The organism is Shewanella electrodiphila (assembly GCF_023283985.1).
GTDB lineage: Bacteria > Pseudomonadota > Gammaproteobacteria > Enterobacterales > Shewanellaceae > Shewanella > Shewanella electrodiphila.
On sequence record NZ_JAKIKU010000011.1, the window covers coordinates 102,469 to 122,643 of the forward strand.

At 42.4% G+C, this 20,175-nt stretch carries 19 protein-coding genes; 10 read left to right on the top strand and 9 right to left on the bottom strand.

Annotated elements, in window-relative coordinates; genetic code table 11:
• Window positions 1-139: 139 nt before the first annotated feature.
• Window positions 140-1,408, top strand: a complete 1,269-nt coding sequence (gene yjeH, locus L2737_RS17690; RefSeq protein ID WP_102526745.1) for an L-methionine/branched-chain amino acid transporter — start codon at window positions 140-142, stop codon at window positions 1,406-1,408.
• Between the two features lie 115 nt (window positions 1,409-1,523).
• Here yjeH and L2737_RS17695 read toward each other — a convergent pair whose 3' ends face one another.
• Together L2737_RS17695 and L2737_RS17700 are read right to left on the bottom strand one after the other, a co-directional pair.
• Window positions 1,524-1,973, bottom strand: coding sequence for a tellurite resistance TerB family protein (locus tag L2737_RS17695; protein WP_102526746.1), 450 nt, complete (start codon window positions 1,971-1,973; stop codon window positions 1,524-1,526).
• A 150-nt stretch (window positions 1,974-2,123) separates the two neighbouring features.
• Window positions 2,124-2,654: a DUF2780 domain-containing protein gene (locus L2737_RS17700; RefSeq protein ID WP_102526747.1), complete on the bottom strand. Its 531-nt coding sequence runs from the start codon at window positions 2,652-2,654 to the stop codon at window positions 2,124-2,126.
• 195 nt (window positions 2,655-2,849) lie between these two features.
• On the opposite strand from L2737_RS17700, the gene L2737_RS17705 reads away from it, so the two are divergent.
• Together L2737_RS17705 and L2737_RS17710 are read left to right on the top strand one after the other, a co-directional pair.
• Window positions 2,850-3,581: a hypothetical protein gene (locus L2737_RS17705; RefSeq protein ID WP_102526748.1), complete on the top strand. Its 732-nt coding sequence runs from the start codon at window positions 2,850-2,852 to the stop codon at window positions 3,579-3,581.
• Window positions 3,582-3,616: 35 nt separating this feature from the next.
• Window positions 3,617-5,020: a tetratricopeptide repeat protein gene (locus tag L2737_RS17710; RefSeq protein WP_248956622.1), complete on the top strand. Its 1,404-nt coding sequence runs from the start codon at window positions 3,617-3,619 to the stop codon at window positions 5,018-5,020.
• 706 nt (window positions 5,021-5,726) lie between these two features.
• Here L2737_RS17710 and L2737_RS17715 read toward each other — a convergent pair.
• Entirely contained in the window at window positions 5,727-6,071 is a 345-nt protein-coding gene (locus L2737_RS17715; RefSeq protein ID WP_102526750.1) for a hypothetical protein, read from the bottom strand.
• Window positions 6,072-6,285: 214 nt separating this feature from the next.
• Window positions 6,286-7,266: a LysR family transcriptional regulator gene (locus tag L2737_RS17720; RefSeq protein ID WP_229371798.1), complete on the bottom strand. Its 981-nt coding sequence runs from the start codon at window positions 7,264-7,266 to the stop codon at window positions 6,286-6,288.
• Window positions 7,267-7,381: 115 nt separating this feature from the next.
• On the opposite strand from L2737_RS17720, the gene L2737_RS17725 reads away from it, so the two are divergent.
• The gene (locus L2737_RS17725) at window positions 7,382-8,584 is read left to right on the top strand and encodes a multidrug effflux MFS transporter (RefSeq protein WP_248956623.1); all 1,203 of its coding nucleotides are present in this window, start codon (window positions 7,382-7,384) and stop codon (window positions 8,582-8,584) included.
• Window positions 8,585-8,691: 107 nt separating this feature from the next.
• Here L2737_RS17725 and L2737_RS17730 read toward each other — a convergent pair whose 3' ends face one another.
• Window positions 8,692-9,717 carry a putative porin gene (locus L2737_RS17730; RefSeq protein WP_248956624.1) on the bottom strand — a complete coding sequence of 342 codons (1,026 nt, stop codon included), beginning with the start codon at window positions 9,715-9,717 and terminating at the stop codon, window positions 8,692-8,694.
• A 138-nt stretch (window positions 9,718-9,855) separates the two neighbouring features.
• On the opposite strand from L2737_RS17730, the gene L2737_RS17735 reads away from it, so the two are divergent.
• A complete protein-coding gene (locus L2737_RS17735; RefSeq protein ID WP_248956625.1) occupies window positions 9,856-10,458 on the top strand; it encodes a tRNA-uridine aminocarboxypropyltransferase in 603 nt (200 codons plus the stop codon).
• Window positions 10,459-10,481: 23 nt separating this feature from the next.
• Window positions 10,482-10,838, top strand: a complete 357-nt coding sequence (locus L2737_RS17740; RefSeq protein WP_229371782.1) for a hypothetical protein — start codon at window positions 10,482-10,484, stop codon at window positions 10,836-10,838.
• Here L2737_RS17740 and L2737_RS22395 read toward each other — a convergent pair.
• Window positions 10,835-12,304, bottom strand: a complete 1,470-nt coding sequence (locus L2737_RS22395) for an ATP-binding cassette domain-containing protein (protein ID WP_283108393.1) — start codon at window positions 12,302-12,304, stop codon at window positions 10,835-10,837. The two genes, L2737_RS17740 and L2737_RS22395, sit on opposite strands and share 4 nt — an antisense overlap.
• Before the next feature lie 240 nt (window positions 12,305-12,544).
• Between L2737_RS22395 and L2737_RS17755 the strand changes: the two genes are divergently transcribed.
• The 4 genes from L2737_RS17755 (at window position 12,545) to L2737_RS17770 (ending at window position 17,430) form a co-directional block, all read left to right on the top strand.
• Window positions 12,545-13,846, top strand: coding sequence for an amidohydrolase (locus tag L2737_RS17755; protein ID WP_248956626.1), 1,302 nt, complete (start codon window positions 12,545-12,547; stop codon window positions 13,844-13,846).
• A 43-nt stretch (window positions 13,847-13,889) separates the two neighbouring features.
• Window positions 13,890-15,218, top strand: a complete 1,329-nt coding sequence (locus tag L2737_RS17760; protein WP_229371770.1) for a M16 family metallopeptidase — start codon at window positions 13,890-13,892, stop codon at window positions 15,216-15,218.
• Window positions 15,215-16,657, top strand: coding sequence for a M16 family metallopeptidase (locus tag L2737_RS17765; RefSeq protein WP_248956627.1), 1,443 nt, complete (start codon window positions 15,215-15,217; stop codon window positions 16,655-16,657). Before L2737_RS17760 ends, L2737_RS17765 begins: the two co-directional genes overlap by 4 nt.
• 200 nt (window positions 16,658-16,857) lie before the next feature.
• Window positions 16,858-17,430, top strand: a complete 573-nt coding sequence (locus L2737_RS17770) for a hypothetical protein (RefSeq protein ID WP_248956628.1) — start codon at window positions 16,858-16,860, stop codon at window positions 17,428-17,430.
• Window positions 17,431-17,479: 49 nt separating this feature from the next.
• On the opposite strand, the gene trmL is transcribed toward L2737_RS17770, so the two are convergent.
• The 3 genes from trmL to L2737_RS17785 all read right to left on the bottom strand — a co-directional run bounded on the left by trmL (window position 17,480) and on the right by L2737_RS17785 (window position 20,162).
• On the bottom strand, window positions 17,480-17,944 hold the full coding sequence (gene trmL / locus L2737_RS17775) for a tRNA (uridine(34)/cytosine(34)/5-carboxymethylaminomethyluridine(34)-2'-O)-methyltransferase TrmL (RefSeq protein ID WP_102526760.1): 465 nt from the start codon (window positions 17,942-17,944) through the stop codon (window positions 17,480-17,482).
• A 152-nt stretch (window positions 17,945-18,096) separates the two neighbouring features.
• Complete coding sequence (locus tag L2737_RS17780) at window positions 18,097-19,476, bottom strand: ATP-binding protein (protein WP_229371752.1); 1,380 nt, start codon at window positions 19,474-19,476, stop codon at window positions 18,097-18,099.
• Window positions 19,476-20,162, bottom strand: a complete 687-nt coding sequence (locus L2737_RS17785; protein ID WP_102526762.1) for a response regulator — start codon at window positions 20,160-20,162, stop codon at window positions 19,476-19,478. The genes L2737_RS17780 and L2737_RS17785 overlap by 1 nt, the downstream gene beginning before the upstream one ends.
• Window positions 20,163-20,175 lie beyond the last annotated feature (13 nt).

A 20,175-nucleotide genomic window follows, 5' to 3' on the forward strand; every position in this document is an offset into this window, starting at 1 on the left:
AACACCCGTCATATTGTTGGTAAATTTATTAATTACCGTCAAAATGTCGGTTTTATAAGTGTTTTTGCAGAGTGATTACGGCAGTTTGTATCCAATAACCATTTTATAATTCTTGCAAACACCACCATAGAGCAAGCTAATGAATCAAATTACAGGAACGATAGGGCGCTGGCAAGGTGCCGGACTGATGGCCACCACTTTGCTTGGTACAGGGGTATTTATTTTACCGCAAATGACCATTGCAGTGGCAAATAGTGGTGCTTTATTGGCATGGATTATTTTGACCGTCGCCATTTTGCCGGTGGCAGTGGTATTTGGTTTACTTGCTAGCCGCTTTCCTCATGCAGCAGGACCAGCCTATTTTATTGAAAAAGCCTTTGGTACCACTGCGGGGCGCACGATTGGATTGATCTTTTTGTTTGTGATCCCGATTGGTGCACCAGCGGCAATTCTAATGACTTTTCAATTCATGGATGCCTTAGTTTCTATCACTGGCTGGGGTCAGTTAGTGGCTGAGCTGATGATTGTGTTGGTGCTGTTATTGCTGAACTATCGCGGTATTCAGGTCTCTGCCAAATTGCAGTTTGCGCTGACTTTAGCCATTGTGGCAGTTGTCGCGGTGTTATTTAGTGCCAGTGGCACAAATGTCAGTGAAGCTGGTGCATTCACAGAGTTAGCTTCAGCTGAGGTTTCGACAGTCATGCTAGCCATGGGGATTGGATTTTGGAGCTTTTTAGGTATTGAAGCCATGACGCATTTAGCCAATGACTTTAAAAACCCTAAAAAAGACATGCTACCTGCAATGATGATTGGCACGGTATTAGTCGGCATCATTTACCTTATTTGCACCTTATTGCTACTGATGGTGCCTAGCGATAAAGAAGGATTAGCAATGATCCACACTTTCGAAACGTTATTGGGTAATGTGGTGTGGCAGGGCATGGGAGCGCAAGTTATTGGCATTTTGGGAATTGCTAGCGGCATTGCGACGGTTAACGTCTATTGCGCCAGTGCAGCACGTTTACTGTGGAGCTTTAGCAAAGAAGGCGTATTACCGAGTTACTTTAGCAAACTCAATCAATTTGGTGTGCCGCTGAGAGCATTAGTGACGATTTTATTGACCATGGTATTAGTCATCAGCTTTACTTTTGTTACTGAGCAAAAACTCGAGGACTTAATTGCTTGGAGTAACGGCGTATTCATTATTATCTATTTATTGACCATGTTATCAGCGGCAAAATTGCTCAGTAAACGCTATTTACCACTCGTGGTTGGTGGTTGCATATTCTGTCTAGGGGTGGGAGTAGCTCTGGCTGAAAATATGTTGTATTCCTTTATCTTAGTTATAGTGGTTGCGCCATTTATGTATTGGCAAAAACAGCATCAAACGCGTAAACAAGCGGCTTAACTTAAGGTTTGCTTGCGCAGAAATGTAAAAACGGGACTTTCTAAAGAAAGTCCCGTTTTTATTTGTCTTATAGCCAACAGCTTAAGCGTAAAGCTTAGTGCTTAAGGGGAGGAACTTAGCGTTCTTCCATGGCAATATTGCGCATTTGAATCACTTCACTGTGCTTTAAATAAAGTAAATCAGCGGTGCGGCGAATAATTTGGTCTTCATTTCGGCATAACTTGCCATCCGAGTAAGCCAACTTCCACATACACAGAAGTAATTTTTGCTTTTGCTCAATGGAACACTGAGCATTAATTTCTGCAGTAAACTCGAATAATGAAATTGAATTGCCTTGAACTAACTTGGCTTCGTCAATTAATGCGTTAGCTTCAGCAGCACTGATATTTAAATTGTCGCTAATTATGCCAGGAAGCATCGCTACTTCTTGCTCGTCTAGCGTTTCATCGGCATACATGACCTCAAGCAATAAACTTACTGCAGCTAACTTTAACTGTTGTGCTTGATCTTCTGGGGTCGTTGCTTGAGCATGCGACTGTAAAAACTGTTTCAGTTTCGCGATCATATGGCCTCCTAAACGTCTATAAAACAATGCAGCTGTACTGACTATTTTAGTGAGTATTGAAAAGTGAATATAAGATTAAGCTTAACAGAGACAATAATGCCGAGCGAATGGCTCGGCATTAAATAAAATTAATCCTAAATCAGCGAGTCATTAAAGTAATGAATTCACGCCTTTCATTAACAAATCAACCGTACCTTCAGTGCCGTTGGTTTCTAGGTATGATTTGGCAATATCAACCATTGGCGCAACGTATTCTTTTTTAATGCCTAACTGTTCGAACGCGTCGTATACCATTGCAGCACCTTCAAATGACTTACCTAAATCACCTGCTTGAGATAATAAACCTGACATGCCATCGTCCGATGCTAATGCAGGTACTGCAGATAAAAGTGTGTCAGCTCCAGGAATGCTGTTTGATAACTGGCTAAAGTCAGAATCGCCTAAGTTAGACTGCGCAAGGCTTAGCAAGGTGCCTAAACCGCCTTCCGCTTGATCTTTACTGAGGCCAAGTTGTGACATTACGTTACCTACTAAATCAGTAGATTGTGCATCAGCGGTAGTCTCTACTTTTTCTACTTTCTTTTCATCGGTGCCAAAAACACTGTCTAACCAACCCGCTTGTGCTGGAGAAGTAACTGCAAACATTGCGACTAAAAGACTTACTGCTGGGCTTAATTTCATCGTGGCCGTCCTGTGGTTTATGTTGAATGATTAAAAGTGAGTTTTCGATATCTTGTGACCATTTTAACGTTATTCACAAATTTGTGACAAATGATTTAACTAACTTTACTCTCACTTGATATCAATTGTGCAAAAACACAGTTTTTTCGGTATCCTTAGCAGCATATTTATCTATTTTTGATTATTGGAAGTCCCATGTCATTGTCTGCAATTTTGACTGAAGCATATAATTTCTTTCGTAACCACGTGGCGCAACTTGCCTCACTAACAGTGCCATTGCTGTTAATTCAAGTCATGATCCAAGTGTGGCTTGGCAGTGAGTTGGCTGCCCAAGCGGAAGTTGAAGTACCGCAATTTGGCGCTATCCATGGTGCCGCTATGATGGTGCTACTATTAATCTTCTCGTTGCTTATCGCTGCATTAACCTTATACCTAGAAGTTCGCTCACGCGGGCATGACGTTACTCCAGGTATGGTGCTGAAAAACAGCTTTACCTTTGTACCGCCATTATTATTAGCTGGAGTATTCTCTGGCTTAGCTATCTTGGCGCCGGTGATGTTATTTGCGGTATTCGGTCCGTTTTGGATTATCGGGTTGAGTATCAGCTTTTATTTGTTTGCTCGCCTTGCCTACGTTAACTTTATGGTGATCGTTGAGCGTGTCACGCCATTAGAAGCCATTAAAAGCAGCTTTAAATTTTCATCGCCAATCGTGCTGAAAACCATGATGATATTAATGCTTTACCTACCATTATCAATGGTCGGTGGTATCGTTATACAGCTGACAGAGTTCGGTGGATTCCCGCTACGCGTCATTATTGATACCTTGTTCGCATTTTTAGGACTTTTCGTTAACGTTGCACTGTTTAGATTGTATATGGTTAACCGTAGTACTGATGATAAAGAGTCAGAGACCACTGAAATCTAAGTGAAAAGTTAATAACAGCAGAGGAGTAACCGCCAGTGTTAAATGATATTGAGTTTATTGGCGGCTTCTCGGCTGAGATAGTGGATGATTACACCAAAGCTAAAAGTTATGTGCGCGATATTCCTACCCAAGCTTTGGTGTTTGTTCGCAGCTTTACCCATCAAGTCACTTCATTATTATCTGAAAAACATTCAGTTAAGTTTAATGGCCCAAACCTATATGACCGCATCGAGCAGTTAAATCGCATGCGTTATATTGATGTGCCTACTACCCGTGCATTGCATCGACTGCGTAGTGATGGTAATCGCGGCGCCCATCCTGAAAAATACCATTTAACCCAAGAACAATTAGTCTCGTTGGCCGAAAAGACTATCAAGAATATCTTGTCGTTAATCACCCTGCTTTATCCAAAAGTACATCGTAAAAAAGCGCCTGAATATCAATTTGAAGCGTTTGATTCGTTTGTTGGCCGTGAGCTTTGCTATCAAGCGGTGATGCATAACGATCATCAAGCTCAATATCTTGTGGGCATGTCTTTAAAATCAAAGGCGTTAATGCAGCAAGAACAAGAGCAGTCGCTTGATCAAAATGAGGCAGAGCATGCCGAATCAGTGAGCACATTCAAGCAAGCCGCGAACTGGTTTGAATTGGCATCTGAGCATCACCAGCAAGCACTATTTGAACATGGGGTTGCACTGCTTCATGGTTACAATGGCAGTAAAAATGCCGTAGCAGGTGAGTTGGCAATTGAGCGCGCAGCCCAAGCAGATGTTGTTGAGGCCAAAGCGTTATTAGGTTTCTTCTACTTAGTTGGCAGTGAGAACTTTAGCCCAGACTTAGTAATAGCGGCAACTTGGTTAGAGCAAGCAGCATTGGCGGAAAATACCGAGGCGATGTCAAATCTCGGCGTGTTGTATTATCAGCAACAGCAACTGGATAAAGCGTTTGAGTGGATTAATAAAGCTGCCCAAGCAGGTTATCCTCATGCCCAGTATCACTTAGCCTTAATGTTATTTAACGGCGAAGGCTGTGAAGCTAATGCTAATACAAGCGAACATTGGTTAGCGGAAGCCGCCGAGCAAGGGCAACTTGATGCGATGTTTATGCGCGCACAACATATGCTAAATGATGATTCTGCTTTAGGCACCGATGTGTGTTTAGCTGAGCGATATTTACGTGATGTGATTAACTACGGCCGCAGTGTTCCCGCGATGATAGAGCTCAGTGTTGCATTGGCCGATGGCGTCTTTAAACGCATTGATGTGGTGGAATCAGCGTCACTGCTTAAACTTGCCAAACAATATGCTAATGATGAACAAGCTGAAATCATCGAGCCAATTTGGCAGTCATTGCAGATCCAAATCGATAATGTGATTGAACTTAACCTCAGTGATGAAGAGCTTAAATCCTTGATTCATGCACAAGGGATCTTGGCATAATTTTATTTTTGGGTTAGTTCATTTCTTTTTTATAAAGAAGATCAAAGTCGTGGCGCTTCGCCCACACCAGACCAAAAGGGAGTGAACGGCAACTCCCTCTTGGATCTCCCATCCGCTCCATTGAAGTGTTATTTCCTCAGTCTTATAAGTGAGTTTACTAACGCCTCAGATTAGCCATCCCTGGCTCAACTGAGGCTATCTCGACATCCATGTCGAGCTTACGCAAATTCACTCAACGCCTTCGGACACTTCAAGCGGAGAATCTTTAAGCTGCTAGCTCATTGGTCTGGATACTCCGATATATAGAGTCAATCAAGAGAATTGCGTAAGTCCAGACATGGATGTCTGGCTAGCTTTTGAGGGGAAGGGACGCCCCATCAGAAGCGTTAGTGATTTTCGATGGTGGACGAAGAACTTACCAAATCTGGTTTCAGTCTAGATAAATTTCCGTTGGAAATAATCGTTTTTCAGATTATTTCGCCGGAACGGCAAGGGATATCGAAAAGGGAAATGCTGTTGTTTCCCTTTCGTTGGGTGTGGGCGAAGCGCCACGACTTTAGTTCTTGACTACACTTAAATCTGGGTTATAAAAAAACACCGCCATTTGGCGGTGTTTTAGTTTGTACTATAAATGTTTGAACGTCTTAATAAACATCATGGCCAATTAACCTTGGGGGGGAGCAAGGTTAACTGACCATATGAATGTTTAGTCTGCTTGATGTTCGAAAGTTCGGCCGCCTGATGACGGATTTGAGCGTTTAAACATTTCCGATTTATACAATGATTGCTCGCGCTCTACATTTGGATTATCACGGTACACTTCATCTTGCTGTGAACGGTTTCCGAAAATTGGCTGCATTTTAGGTGCTAGGTATTTACGGCCTAGTAAGTTAAGTCCGATAAAGCTCACTAGAGCGAATACCAGTAAAAATGGTAGCAATACAATCGTGGTAAGTGCGATAGCAATTATCGACAGTAGTGCTAAAAATGGGTGCATGGTGCCAACGCGCTGCTTGACCTGTGCTTGATTTACAAACTGATTAAAGTTCATTGATGTTCCTCAATTAAGCTGGCTGAGCGTGTATCAAAAGGGCGATGGATACAGTTTCAGTCTTTCATAAAATCACTTTTTACAGTGATGACAACTTCAGTGTGCAATAAAACACCTATTAACGTCACGTTAATCCTGATTAATGTTTGATTATGATAGCTACTCACAACGTTTTAAAAACCATAACAACTTGTATTAATAGGTGTTGTTAATCTTATTTCAGCATTTCTATTTCAGTTTGATTGACTGCTTTAGCGACACTTTCACAAATAATGTTTCTTAGCCACAAGTGTCCAGGAGCTTGGCTGTTACGTTCATGCCATAACAACACATAAGCCATAGGCATAAAATCAAATGGCAACGGAATTTCTTCAAGGGGGTATAACTTGACAGCGTGCCGCGCAAAGCTCGATGGCAGAGTAAAAATGAGGTCGCTATGGGCACAAATACTCGCCGCGCCATAAAAGTCTGGCACAGTAGTGCTGATACGACGGCGCAAATTGAGATCGGCTAAGTGATAATCTAATGCCCACCAATCATTGCCTTCACAGCGCACTTGTACATGGGACATGCTCAAATAGCTGTCTCTATCCCATTTTTTTTGTTTGATAGCGTCTAACATTGGATGATCTTTACGCACTAAACAGACTTGCTTATCTTTAAATAAGGTCTGATATTCAATGCCATCAGGCAGTTGCTCTATTTTTATATCAGCTTGAGGGTGCGTATCTCGACCGGCAATTCCAAAATCGATTTGGCCAAGTTGTAAGTCTTGGATTGATTTTTCGGTCCACACATATGAGTCGAGTTTGACGTTAGGTGCATCGTGTAAAATTCTGCCAATGAAATAAGGCAGTAATGTTTCGTAGGCACTCTCGACCATAGAAAACGAAAAATGCTGGTGACTGCTGGCTGGTATAAATGTCGGTGGTTGGGTCAGTTGATGTAAGGTCTGTAAAATTTGCGGTAACTGCAGTCCTAATTGCACCGCATGGGCTGTCGGCTTTAGACCATGAGCTGTTCGTTGGAATAGCGGATCATCAAGTGTGGTTCGCAAGCGATTAAGACTTTTACTCAACGCAGACTGGCTTAAGTGTAAGCGGCTTGCTGCGCGAGTGACGCTTTGCTCTTCAAGTAATACCTGCAAAATGACCAGCAAGTTTAAATCTATTTTGGCGAGATTATCGATATTCATGTGATATTCCTTAAAGGAAATTTACTTAGGAAATCATACCATTTCTATTCATACCATGAGTAGTCTAAAATGCGCTCCATAATTAACATCTAGATAAAGAAAGAGTATAAAGAAAATGAGACGTAACTTGCTGCCAACACTGATGTTTATGGTGCTACTTAGCCCATTAGCCATCGATATTTACTTACCGTCAATGCCGACTATGGCAGTTGAGTATGGTGTAAGTGGTAGTCAGATACAGTCGACGTTGGTGTTGTTTTTATTTGCTATGGGTCTTGGGCAGATTTTGATTGGGCCGTTAGCTGACCGCTTTGGCCGCCGCCCAATTGCACTATTTGGTATTGTTTTGTACGGCATCAGCAGCCTCATTGGCGCAATGGCGCAAGAGTTTGAAGTATTACAAATTGCCCGTGTGTTGCAGGGTTTAGCGGCTTGTTCAACCTCTATCGTGGTGTTTAGTGCGGTTCGCGACTGCTATAGCAGTAAAGAAAGCGTTAAAATGTACAGTTACCTTAATGGTGCGATTTGTGTGATACCAGCGTTAGCACCGACATTAGGTGGCTTATTGGCACTACAGTTTGGCTGGCGCTCAACCTTTATCTTTATGGCGCTATACGCCATTGTCGTATTAGCTATCGTACTGTTGAAATTCCCTGAAACTCGTCCTGAAAATACTGACACCAGCGGCACTCTTTATCGCTGGGCTCGCTATAAACCAGTGTTAAGTGATGCACACTTCTTGTTTTATGCCAGCACTTGCATGGTCGCAATGGCGTCAATTGTTACCTACGTATCGTATTCACCTATGTGGCTAATCGGTGAGCTAGGGGTGAGTGAACTTGCCTTTAGTGGTTTATTTGGACTCAATGCAGCAGTGAATATTGCAGCGTGTTTTGCGGCGCCAGTGTTAGTGAAACATATTGGTAATCGCCCCGCTGTGGTAGTGGCATTATCAATGATGTTATTAGCTGCTGTGCTTGAAGTTGTGGTGCAATTAGCCGGGCCTCAATCAGGTTTAGCTGCTGGCTTTGGCTTCATGTTACCTATGATGCTGCTTTGTATTGGCTTTGCTATTTTGCTTGGCCCTGCCACTTCTATGGCGTTATCAGCCTTCGGTGAGCGAGCGGGTACTGCAGCTGCTATGTTAGGTTGTATTCAAATGAGTGGTGCGTCAGTGCTTGCTGGATTAGTGCAAATGACCGATCTAACCGCACCTTATGCTGTAGCCTTGTTGATGGGCGGATTGTCGCTCATATTATTGACTATGATGTCATTGAAAAGTTTGAATCATTTACATGTTGAGCAAGTTCACCCATAAGTCTAGTTTGACTGGCTAAGCTGCTAAATAAAAATGCCAAACGATCATTATCGTTAGGCATTTTTATGTGTGTTGTTACAATTTCTTATAAGCGCTAAAAATTGACTTTAGAATCTACCGTTAATGGCGATGCCAACGCTAGTATCTGAATCGCTATCAATAAAGCGTTGCTCAATAGCGGCTCTAGCCGATACATATTTAGAAAAGTTCCAAAAGTAGCTGGTGTTGAGTGTATAGATATTGGCACTGTCGGAATCACTATAATCTCGGTTACTCTCATATATCTCATCGGCCGTTTCTCGGGAATAACGATATGAACTGTCGCGGTCATAATTAAGGTATTGATACCCGCCTCCAACAGACCATGAATTGGTAATATACCAATCAGCATCCATCCCCAGGTTGGTTTCTTTTGTTGTACCCTCATTAGCGGCTTCAATTCTAGCCACAACAAGTTCATCATTGTCATTTAAAAAAATAGTATCGTATTTGCTATCGTATTCAGAATCAGTATTTGAGTAACTGCCTACAGCGGTTAGCATCAGACCTGATGTGGATTCGAACGGTAGATAATGTTGATATTCAACTTGGAAACCATCGTAATCTTCACTTGAATCTCGGTTATAATAACCGATAGCGTCAGAAGTATGCGTAGAGTTCGAGTCTGAGTGAGTCAGGTATGAAAATGTCAATTTAGCATGTGGATTAAAATAATAACCTGTTTTGAGTTCGTAGGCATCTAGATCCGTGGTCGGTGCAAAGGCCCTGTCTGTGGATAGTCGAGAATAAGCGCCACCAATAAAGAATTTTGAGTCAAATACATATTCGCCAGAAAGTTCATACAGATCTTGGCGTTCTGTCATTGCATAGCGGGCTGAAATTACTGAAGATTGGCTTAAGAATGCAGCCAGTTCATAGGGGACATCATTTTGCTTGACCCCTTGAAAATAATAACTATATTTAGCGCTAGCTAAACCATCAGAATTTTCACTGGTGTCAAGAAAGCCAATTTCAGCTTCGTGATTAAAGGTGTTGTCAGCGGCTGGGCTATTTGCTGAAATTGTTTCAGCGGCAAAAGCGGCGCAGCTAGCGAGATAAAGCATCACTGCTAGTGATAACGTGCTACGAGTCATAATTCTTCCTTGAGTTTAATGAAGCTTTTTTATCTAATAAATGTCCATAAATTAGAGTTTTACATTTTACTTAAGGTGCAAATATTACATTTGCGGTTATCTTTTGCAATATATTACATACAAGGTGTTTGGTATTTAATGACTAGATTATATTGTCAAAACTGTGGCTACCCAAAGTCAGCGTGTATTTGCGATAGTGTGACTAAGATGACGGCTAAAACCACGGTGATTGTGCTGCAGCATCCTTCTGAAGCTGAACATGCCAAAAACACGGTGAAGTTATTGTGTTTAACCTTGCCAGCGACGAAAGTGGTGGTGGGTGAAACGGCGGATGACTTTGCTGAGCTGCAAGTTTATTTAAAGGAGGCAGGTAAACCGGTTTATTTAGTTTATCCCAGTGAAACCAGTCAAAGCGCCGCTGACTCTGGCGCCCCTGAAGAGTGCATTATCTTATTGATTGATGGCACTTGGCGCAAAGCCTTTAAAATGCTCCAGCTAAACCCATGGTTATTGGAGTTACCTGCGCTGCATATTGAGTTTGAAGGGGTATCGCAATATCGAATTCGCAAAGCAAAGCGTAGTGATAGTTTATCAACCCTAGAAGCAACAGCGTATATGCTTCAAGCTATCAACCCATTAATGGATATTGCACCTATGTTTGCAGCCTTTGATGCAATGGTGCAACATAAGTTAGATGCGATGCCTGCAGCCGTGCGTGCTCGCTATATTCAAGAGAAATAGCAGCAACAAAAACAAGGAAGATAATGAATATGTTGAACCGTATGATGGCAATGGCTTTTATGAGTTTGATACTCGCAATCTCTTTTACTGCAATAGCCAATGATAAGCCACGCCTAACCTTATCCCAGCAAGCTGATCAAGGCCGAATTGATTCTAAAAAGACTGAGCAAAGTCAGTTAGAAAAAGCTCGAAAAGCCGCCAGCGATACCCAATCTCGCGAGCAAGAAGTTCTAGAACGCCAAGAGTCAGGCGAATGGGAAAAAGAACAAATAGAGAAATCCCAAGCTCAGTTTAAAGAGCGAGAGTCTCGCGCTGATAAATACCTGCGCGAAGCCAAAGAAGCCGCAGCTAAAGAACGTAAAATTGAAGAGCAAGATTAACTTATAACGCTTTTATATCCTTCGGTCTGTTCATTTGCTACAAACTCTAAGTAATTGTTGATGCTAGCTAAATTATCTTCATGATAATGAGAGACGTATAACAGCTGGCTCAAGTTTTCCCGTGCAATCAACTCAAGGGTATTTCTCACTAACCTTATCCCCAAGTAATCTAATCCTTGATAGGGCTCATCTAATATTAATAATGTAGGTTGTTTTACCAAGGCTCGAGCGATTAACAATAGTCGTTGCTGACTATAATCTAGTTGCTTGATAGGTGTGTTAGCCAATGCTTCCATGTGCAAAATCGTTAACCAATCTTTAGCCATGCCTAGTTGGGGGGCTGTGGCTTTTTGGTAAAGGCCAATAGAGTCATAAAAACCTGAGAGGATCACATCAATCGCGCTACAGTTAACGCGATATTGCAGATGTAATGCTGATGACACCATGCCAATATGCTGTTTAATTTCCCAAATGGTTTCGCCACTACCACGCTGCTTGCCAAAGATCTGTATATCGTTGCTATAGCATTGCGGATGGTCACCAAATATCAACCCTAATAAGGTACTTTTTCCACAGCCATTAGGGCCTTTGACCTGCCAGTGTTGGCCATTATCAATGCGCCAATTCACGTCAGTGAAAATGGTTTTATTACTATAGGCGACTTTGCCATTTTTCAGTTCAAATATCGGGTTTTCAAACTTGCATTGGTGACGGTGTCGTTGCATCAGCGCTAACATTAATTCACTTTGTACCTTAGATTGCGACTTAATTTGCCCGATAACAGGGTGACTATTCCAGCTGGATTTATCCATAACAGTGTCTAATTTCCCATGGCTGAATATCGCCACTTGTTCAATCCATTGAGGCATATCTTCTTCACGAGAAAATATCACCATCATGGGAATTGGTAACTGATTTAAATAAGTTGTAAGTGATGCTCTGTGGTCGATATCTAATCCTGCAAATGGGTTATCTAGTACTAAGAAATCCGGCTGAGAGGCAATGGCACGAGCCAACATGACACGGCGGGTTTCACCTGTTGATAGCTCTCGAAAGCCATAATCTTTAAGATGCTGCAAATCTAACTGAGTGAGTAACGTTTCAAGTAACGCGCTGTTTGCCTGGGGCGGTATCTGCTGGCTGATAAGTTGAGTAACTGTGCTGCCGGTATCAATTACATTGAGAAAGTCGGTGTCATCATGTTCAATTTCTAAAGCCAATAACCTTTGCTGCTCTGCTAGTGAAACTTGCGCAATGTTGTTAGATGATTTTTGCAAGCGACCAGAGGTAATTTTAATGGTTTGATGAGGGATATTATTGCTTGCACATAGTAAGTCACCAATGACTGAACCTATGTCGTTATGGGCACAGAAAACGGCCCATGACTGATTTTGAATATGCCAATCAGCGATATCGAGACTGACATTACAACTCTTGGCAGTAAACTCACTAAACTTTATATCCATTAACCTTAACCCTTTAATATTTTGCTGTTGGTCAGTTTAAAATCACCATTACACTATCTATTTGAAGCATAACAAGGTGATGAATAAAGCCATAATATTGTTTATTTATAAGATGGAGGGCATACGTAGTAAACAAATCGAAACAATTTCTTCAGCCTTGCTGTAACAAATTATTTAACAACTTCGGCTAGACACTGTAGATTAAATCGCAACAAAAACGATAATAACCATGGATGATTTATGCGCCTCACGACTCTCGCACTGTGCCTTGCGACACTTTCTGCTACTTTTGCCCCATCAATATTGGCTAAAACCCCTGATGCAGCTCAGCTAGCTGCTGACGTTGAACAGAAAGTGATTGAGTGGCGCCGCGACTTACATCAACACCCTGAGTTATCTAATCGTGAATTTAGAACCAGTAAAGTCATTGCTGCTCACCTTGAATCTTTAGGTTTAGAGGTGCAAACCGGCATAGCTCATACAGGGGTGGTAGCGGTATTAAAAGGCGCCAAGCCTGGTCCGCTTATTGGTATTCGCGCTGACATGGATGCGCTGCCAGTAACAGAAGAAGTGGACTTACCGTTTGCATCAAAAGCCACTGATACATACCGAAATCAAACCGTTGGTGTGATGCATGCCTGTGGTCATGACACTCATGTGGCTATGTTAATGGGCGTTGCTGAAAACTTAGTGAAATCTCAATCAAGCCTTGCTGGTGATGTGATGTTTATCTTTCAGCCTGCCGAAGAAGGTGCCCCAGCGGGTGAAGAAGGTGGTGCGGAGTTAATGCTTAAAGAAGGCTTATTTGCTAAGCGCAAACCTGATCAAGTCTTTGGTATGCATGTCACTTCAAGTTTGCCTACTGGTGTGATTGGCCTTCGTTCAGGCCCTGCAATGGCATCAGAAGATTCTTTCACTATTACCGTTAAAGGTCGCCAAACTCATGGTTCACGACCTTGGGGTGGCGTTGATCCTATTGTGGCATCAGCGCAAATCATTAATAGCGTACAAACCATTATTAGTCGTCAGGTTGATGTTACCAAAGCGCCAGCTGTCGTCAGTTTTGGGGCGATTAATGGCGGCATTCGTTCAAACATTATTCCTGATGAAGTGGAACTAATCGGCACTATTCGTACTTTTGATCAAGATATGCGTGCAGAGATAAAAGTAAAGCTTGCTGAAATCGCAGAGCTTTCAGCCAAAACATTGGGTGCAACAGCAATTACCGAGATTGATGCTGGCTACCCTGTTACGGTCAATGACCCACAACTCGTTGCCGATATGCGCCCAGTGATCCGCAGTGTCGTAGGCAAAGACAATTTGATTGAACCTGGACTGATTACGGGCGCAGAAGATTTTTCATATTACGCGCTAGAAACACCCGGTTTATTTTATTTTCTTGGCGTGACCCCAGCGGGGAAAGATCCTGCCACGGTTGCAAGTAATCACTCACCGTCATTTTATGTGGATGAAAGCGCACTAAAAGTTGGCGTTCAAACGATGACACAAGTTGCCTTAACGGCATTAGGCGCAACGCAATAGACAGTGCAACATCGTATTTTACAATTTATAAAAGGAAGCAATCATGACACGCACAATAGCCGCGTTAGTGGTATTACTGACAACTTGGGTAAGTGGTGCAGCAAATGCAACCACCCAAGAGGATGTGAATACATTTACATTAGATAACGGCATGAAGATTATGGTGCTAGAAGATAGCAGCATTCCCAACGCCAATATGTACTTGTTTTGGAAAGTCGGCTCACGTAACGAAGTACCTGGTATCACTGGTATTTCACACTTTTTTGAACACATGATGTTTAACGGTTCTAAAAAGTTTGGACCTAAAATGTTTGACCGTACGATGGAAGCGGCTGGTGGTGCGAATAACGCGTATACCACTGAGGATATCACGGTTTATACCGATTGGTTCCCTGCTAATGCATTAGAAACCATTTTTGATTTAGAAGCCGATCGAATTGCCAATTTGGATATTAATCCTGAAATGGTTGAAAGCGAGCGAGGTGTGGTGCAGTCTGAACGTACGACAGGGCTTGAAAATTCAAACTGGCGCACCATCCAAGAGGAAGTAAAAAGTGCGGCATTTAGAGCACACCCTTATAGCTGGTCGGTGATTGGCCATGAATCAGATATCGCCGCTTGGAGTTTAGAAGATTTACAGCAATACCATAAAACTTATTATGCGCCGAATAATGCAGTAGTCGTTATCGCTGGCGATGTGAAAGTTGCTGAAGTGAAAAAACTGGCTAAGCAATATTTTGGCGTTATTCCAGCACAAACCCCGCCTAAAGCAGTACGTACCGTTGAGCCTTTGCAAAAAGGCGAGCGCCGTGTATTTGTTGAAAAAGCATCTGTGAGCACACCGAATGTGATGCTGGCTTACCATGTTCCTTCTACTAAACATGAAGATTATTATGCTCTTGATTTACTGAATACCATTTTCAGTGAGGGCAATAGCTCGCGTCTTTATCAAGGTTTGGTCGATAAACAAATCGCGTCTAATGTCTTTTCTTATTTGCCAATGTCATTTGACCCTAACTTATTTTACTTCATGGGTGTTGCAAACTCAGGTGTTGATGCCGTGCAGTTAGAAGCCAATATGATTGCTGAAATTAATCGCATTAGCTTAGAAGGCGTTACGCAAAATGAGCTTGAAAAAGTGAAAAACATTAAGCTAATGAATTTTTACCGCACCATGCAAACCATTAATGGCCGTGCTAACACTTTAGGGCGTTATGAGCTGTATTTTGGTAGCTATGAAAACCTATTTAGTGCGCCAGAAGCTTATAACAAGGTGACTGTTGAAGACATTCAGCGAGTTGCACAAACTTATTTACGTAAAGCCAATCGCACAGTGGGTGTGTTAGCTGCAACAGAAGGAGCTGACCAATGATTTCATTATCAAGATTTAGCAAAAATACCACAGCATCTGCGATAGCACTGGCTTGTTCGTTAGCGATAACAGGCTGCGCCAGTACCAATGACACTGCGCAAACAGTCGATACTGGCAGTTTTAGCATGCCGCAATATGAGTCGATGACCTTAGACAATGGCCTTAAAGTTAACTTTATGGTGCAGTCAGAAGTGCCGATTATTAATGTGAATGCGGTCATACGTGCAGGTGCTGTTAATGACACCACTTCAGGTGTTTCTTACATGACAGCCAAAAGCTTATTACTTGGTGCTGGCGGTAAAACGAAAGCGGAAATTGAGCAAACCATCGACTTTTTAGGTGCGAGTTTAAATACCGCATCAGGCCGTGAAAGCACATTAATTGCTGCTGATTTTATGAGTAAGGATGTAGATACGGTTCTGGCGATAATGCAAGACGTACTCATGTCGCCTGACTTTGATAGCACTGAATTTGAAAAACTGAGGCAGCGTGAAATTGTTGGCTTATCACAAGCTAAAGAGAGCCCACGAGCAGTAATTGGCCGATACTACAATAAAATGGTCTTTGGTCAGCATCCGTATGCGAATCCAACAACAGGTAATAGCACCTCACTAGCTGAGATTAATATTGCCCAGCTGCGAGCATTTCACAAAAGCTATTATCAGCCAAGTAACATGGCCATTAATGTTGTCGGCGACTTTGACGCCGCTGAAATGAAAGCGAAATTAACCCAAGCCTTTGGTAGCTGGCAAGGCACCGAAAAAGCGGTGCAACCTGATTTAAGCCAAGGTTTACCAAAGTTATCATCGAGTAAAGTCCTGCTGGTGGATAAGCCTGATGCCATTGAGACCACCTTCATTTTTGGTGGCTTAGGGATCCGTCGCGATAACCCTGACTATGTTGGCTTAACCGTAGTGAATACGATTCTTGGTGGCCGTTTTACCTCATGGTTAAATGATGAGTTACGTGTCAATGCTGGTCTTACTTACGGTGCTCGTTCAGGTTTTAATGCTTATTCTGATGCTGGCACATTCCAAATCAGTACCTTCACAAAATCTAGCACCACTAAAGAAGCAATGGATTTAGCTTTAAAAACCTATGCGCGTTTATGGGAGCAAGGTATTGATCAACAAACGTTAGATTCAGCCAAAGCATATGTAAAAGGGCAGTATCCACCCAAGTTTGAAACAGGTGGCCAGCTAGCTGAACTCATGGCTGATATGTATATCTACAAGTTTGATGATTCGTTTATCAATCAATTCCAAGCTAAGGTCGATGGTTTAACGCTAGAAGAAACTCAGCGTTTAGTCAGCACTTACTTCCCGCAAGATAATTTGCAGTTTGTATTGATTGGTAATGCTGAAAAAGTGGCAGACATTGCCAAAGAGTACGGTGAAGTGACTCAAATTAAGATGACGGATGTCGGCTTTGGTCAATAATTCACGACCATAAAGTTTGAACTGGTTAATTGGAAATGCCTTTCATCTAAGATGAAAGGCATTTTTTATTGCAATCCATTAGCTTACAAACGGAATACACTTAAAAAATAACGCTTTTTAAAAACCTAAATTTGAAAAAACAGCTGAAATAAAATAGTGTTCTTGCTAGTTCATCGTTGAAGTGAAAGGTTGCGCCGTTGATGTTGTATCAAACTGTCTTAATGGTATGTAAAAATCTGCTTATGTTAACCATGGTATTGATGGCCGTGATAATGACACCTGCTGCGATTGCGGCCAAAGTGGATATCAGTCAGTTTTGCCCAGTACTTGATGGCAATTGGGAAGGTTCAGCGGCTAAAAGTGGTGTCGCGCCAAGACATGTGACCACAGCGGCGATTTGCTCATCAGACAAGCGGAATTTGATGCTGACAGTGAGTCGTGGCGACAGTAACCCAAACAGTGAAGTGTGGTGGTTTAGAGCACAAGGTAATGATGTGTTACTGACCTACACTAATGGGGTGGGTGAAGATCGTGAGCAATTATTCAGTTTATATCAACGGGGAAATAGCTTTACGTTTTTAGGTAAAGGGCAAATGAATCAGCGCCCTGCATTAATCAGGTTAAGGTTTGAGCCCAAATCTTCGGTAGGTTCTAAAGAGGGACAAGCTAGCTCTGGTAGCTGGCTGTGGCGTCAAAGCGCTCACTATCTCGATGATGATAGCGAGCAATATCAGTTAATTCGCGCGATAGAGCTGCGGCCTGTAGCTCCATAATTCATGAATGTTTGCCACGATTAACTCTTTTCTTTGTTTTATATAAGAGCTATTCAGCACCTGCGTAATCAAGCTGACGCCAAGCTTCATAGCTAATAATGGCCACTGAGTTAGACAGGTTTAAGCTGCGATTACTCGCCGCCATTGGGATGCGCAGACGTTGACTGGTCGGAATCGATTCAATAATTTCCATCGGTAGTCCACGGGTTTCTGGGCCAAATAACAATACATCATCTTTGGCAAATGCCAATTCACTATGCGGGCGACTGCCTTTAGTGGTGCACGCCATAATGCGCTTACCAGCCATGGCTTCTAGAAATGCTTCAAAGTTTTTATGGCGAGTAATATTGGTTAAATCTGAATAGTCTAACCCTGCACGGCGCAGTTTCTTTTCTTCTAAATCAAAGCCTAGTGGTTCAATCAAATGAAGTTTTGCGCCATTGTTAGCACATAGGCGGATAATATTGCCGGTATTTGGGGCGATTTCTGGTTCATAAAGAGCAATATTAAACATGGGCGTTACCTTGATTGAGTGAGCTCGGAATTATACGCAAACATTCTAGGCTGTGAAAGACATGATGGATTTAGTCTGTATAACAGATTAAATCCATCACGCTTAATGAGGGATGTACGTCGTTGACCCGTTGAGCGGAATAAAGCTCAACACTAACTCAGCATTTTTAAAGGTAAGCGGATCTTGACCTGTAAGCCTTGTGGTTCAAGGTTGCTGGCAATGATTTCCCCTTGATTTAACTTAATTGCTGCTTGAGTAATGGCTAAGCCTAAACCCCAACCGCCAGATTCACGAACACGTGAACTATCAGGGCGATAGAAAGGTTTAAATATCTCTTCAAGCTCAGCGTCGTCAATACCTGGACCATTATCACTAATGGTGATCAGGATATGGCTTTTCTTTTGCACTGCATTAATCGTAACCCTGCTATCAGCATATCGAATCGCATTACGCAGTACGTTTTCGATGGCGCGCGATAAAGATTTTGGATAGTGGTCTAAGCTGATTGATTCAGGGATATCAATTTCTAATTGCTTCTGCTGTTGCTCGGCTTCAAATTCAGCATCATCAAGGATTTGGCTTAATGATTCAGCCAACTCTAAATGGACTTTATTCTCATTGTTACTGATGGTGACACGAGACAAGGTGAGTAGCTCTGAAATCAAATCCTCTAGTTGCTCGGCTTCGTAACCAATACGCTCAATTTCAACACTGCTTTGCTCTTTTTTACGAGCAAGCGCTAAGGATAACTGTAATCGCGTCAGTGGGGTTCTTAGTTCATGGGAAATATCGCCCATGAGCCTTTGTTGATTGTTAATCATGGTTTCGATAGCGTCGGCCATGCTATTAAAGGCTTGTGCTAACTCGCCAATTTCATCGCCACGGGTGGCAACTTTTTTATCAACTCGGCTAGATAAGTCACCGCCAGCAAGGGCATTAGAACTTTGCTTTAGTGAACGCAGTGGCTTTCCTAAGTTCCATGCTAACAATCCGCACAAAACACCAGACATCAACATTGCAATGATGACTGTGAGTAACTTGTGGTCGTTAAAAAAGAAAAACCAAGGCTTAGGGTGATTATCAGCGATACGGCTGTAAACTCGGTATTGACGCTCACCAGCGATAAAGGTGTATGGGCCAAAGATAAGCTCGGTGCGAAACTGATGACTTATCGGTTCTTTGTGGTCTTCACTTAACAGCAAAAACTCACGAAAAGTACGAGGCACTTTTTGATGATTTATGACCCGACTTTCATCGTCAAGAATATAAAACTTGAGCGCTTTACCTTCAGGACTGCGATGACGGTTGAGTTTTTTTAACGCACGAGTATTTTCCAGTAGCTCTGGTTCTTCGATCAAGTGCTTCGCTACTCGTTTGAGAAGGTGCTCTTGTTTATGGGAAAGCGGCTGTTGATCGTGATTTTGTTGTAAAAAAGGCAGCACGCCGACAAAGCCAATGATTAACGAACTGCATAACCAAAAGCCCAGCAGCAATTTAACAAATAAACGGTTTATAGAAGGTAATAACGTCATTATGGGATCCAGATATACCCTTTACCACGAATGGTTTTCACCCTTGGACGACCATCTTTACGCTCAGGTAACTTCTTGCGCAAATTGGATAAATGCATATCTAAACTACGATCAAATGGCATTAATTTTTTGCCTAATACGGTTTCACTGAGCTGCTCTTTAGTGACCAAATCACCGGCTTGGGTAATTAAGCTGTGCAGTAGTGAAAACTCTGTGCCCGTGAGAATAATAAGCTGTTCATTACAGTAAAGCTCTTGTCTGGCCTGATCTAAACTCAAATCACCAAAAGAGATTGTATCTTGTTCACCACTATCGGCTTGGGTAAGGGCTGAGCGGCGCAAAATCGCGCGCATACGGGCGATTAGCTCACGATCATTAAACGGTTTTGGTAAGTAGTCATCAGCGCCAATTTCAAGGCCAACCACACGGTCAATTTCATCACCACGAGCCGTCAGCATTAGCACTGGGGTTTGCTTTTGGGTTCTGAGAGCACGCAAAACTTCAAAGCCGTTAAGCTTTGGCAACATGACATCAAGTAGGATTAAATCAAAATCTTGGTTTTGTGCATAATCAAGGCCTTGTTGGCCATCAAATGCTTGGGTTAAATCAAACCCTTCAAGTTCTAGAAGTTGGGCTAATAATTCTGACAAGCCTGCGTCATCATCAACTAATAAAATTCGACTCATTGGTATCCTCACT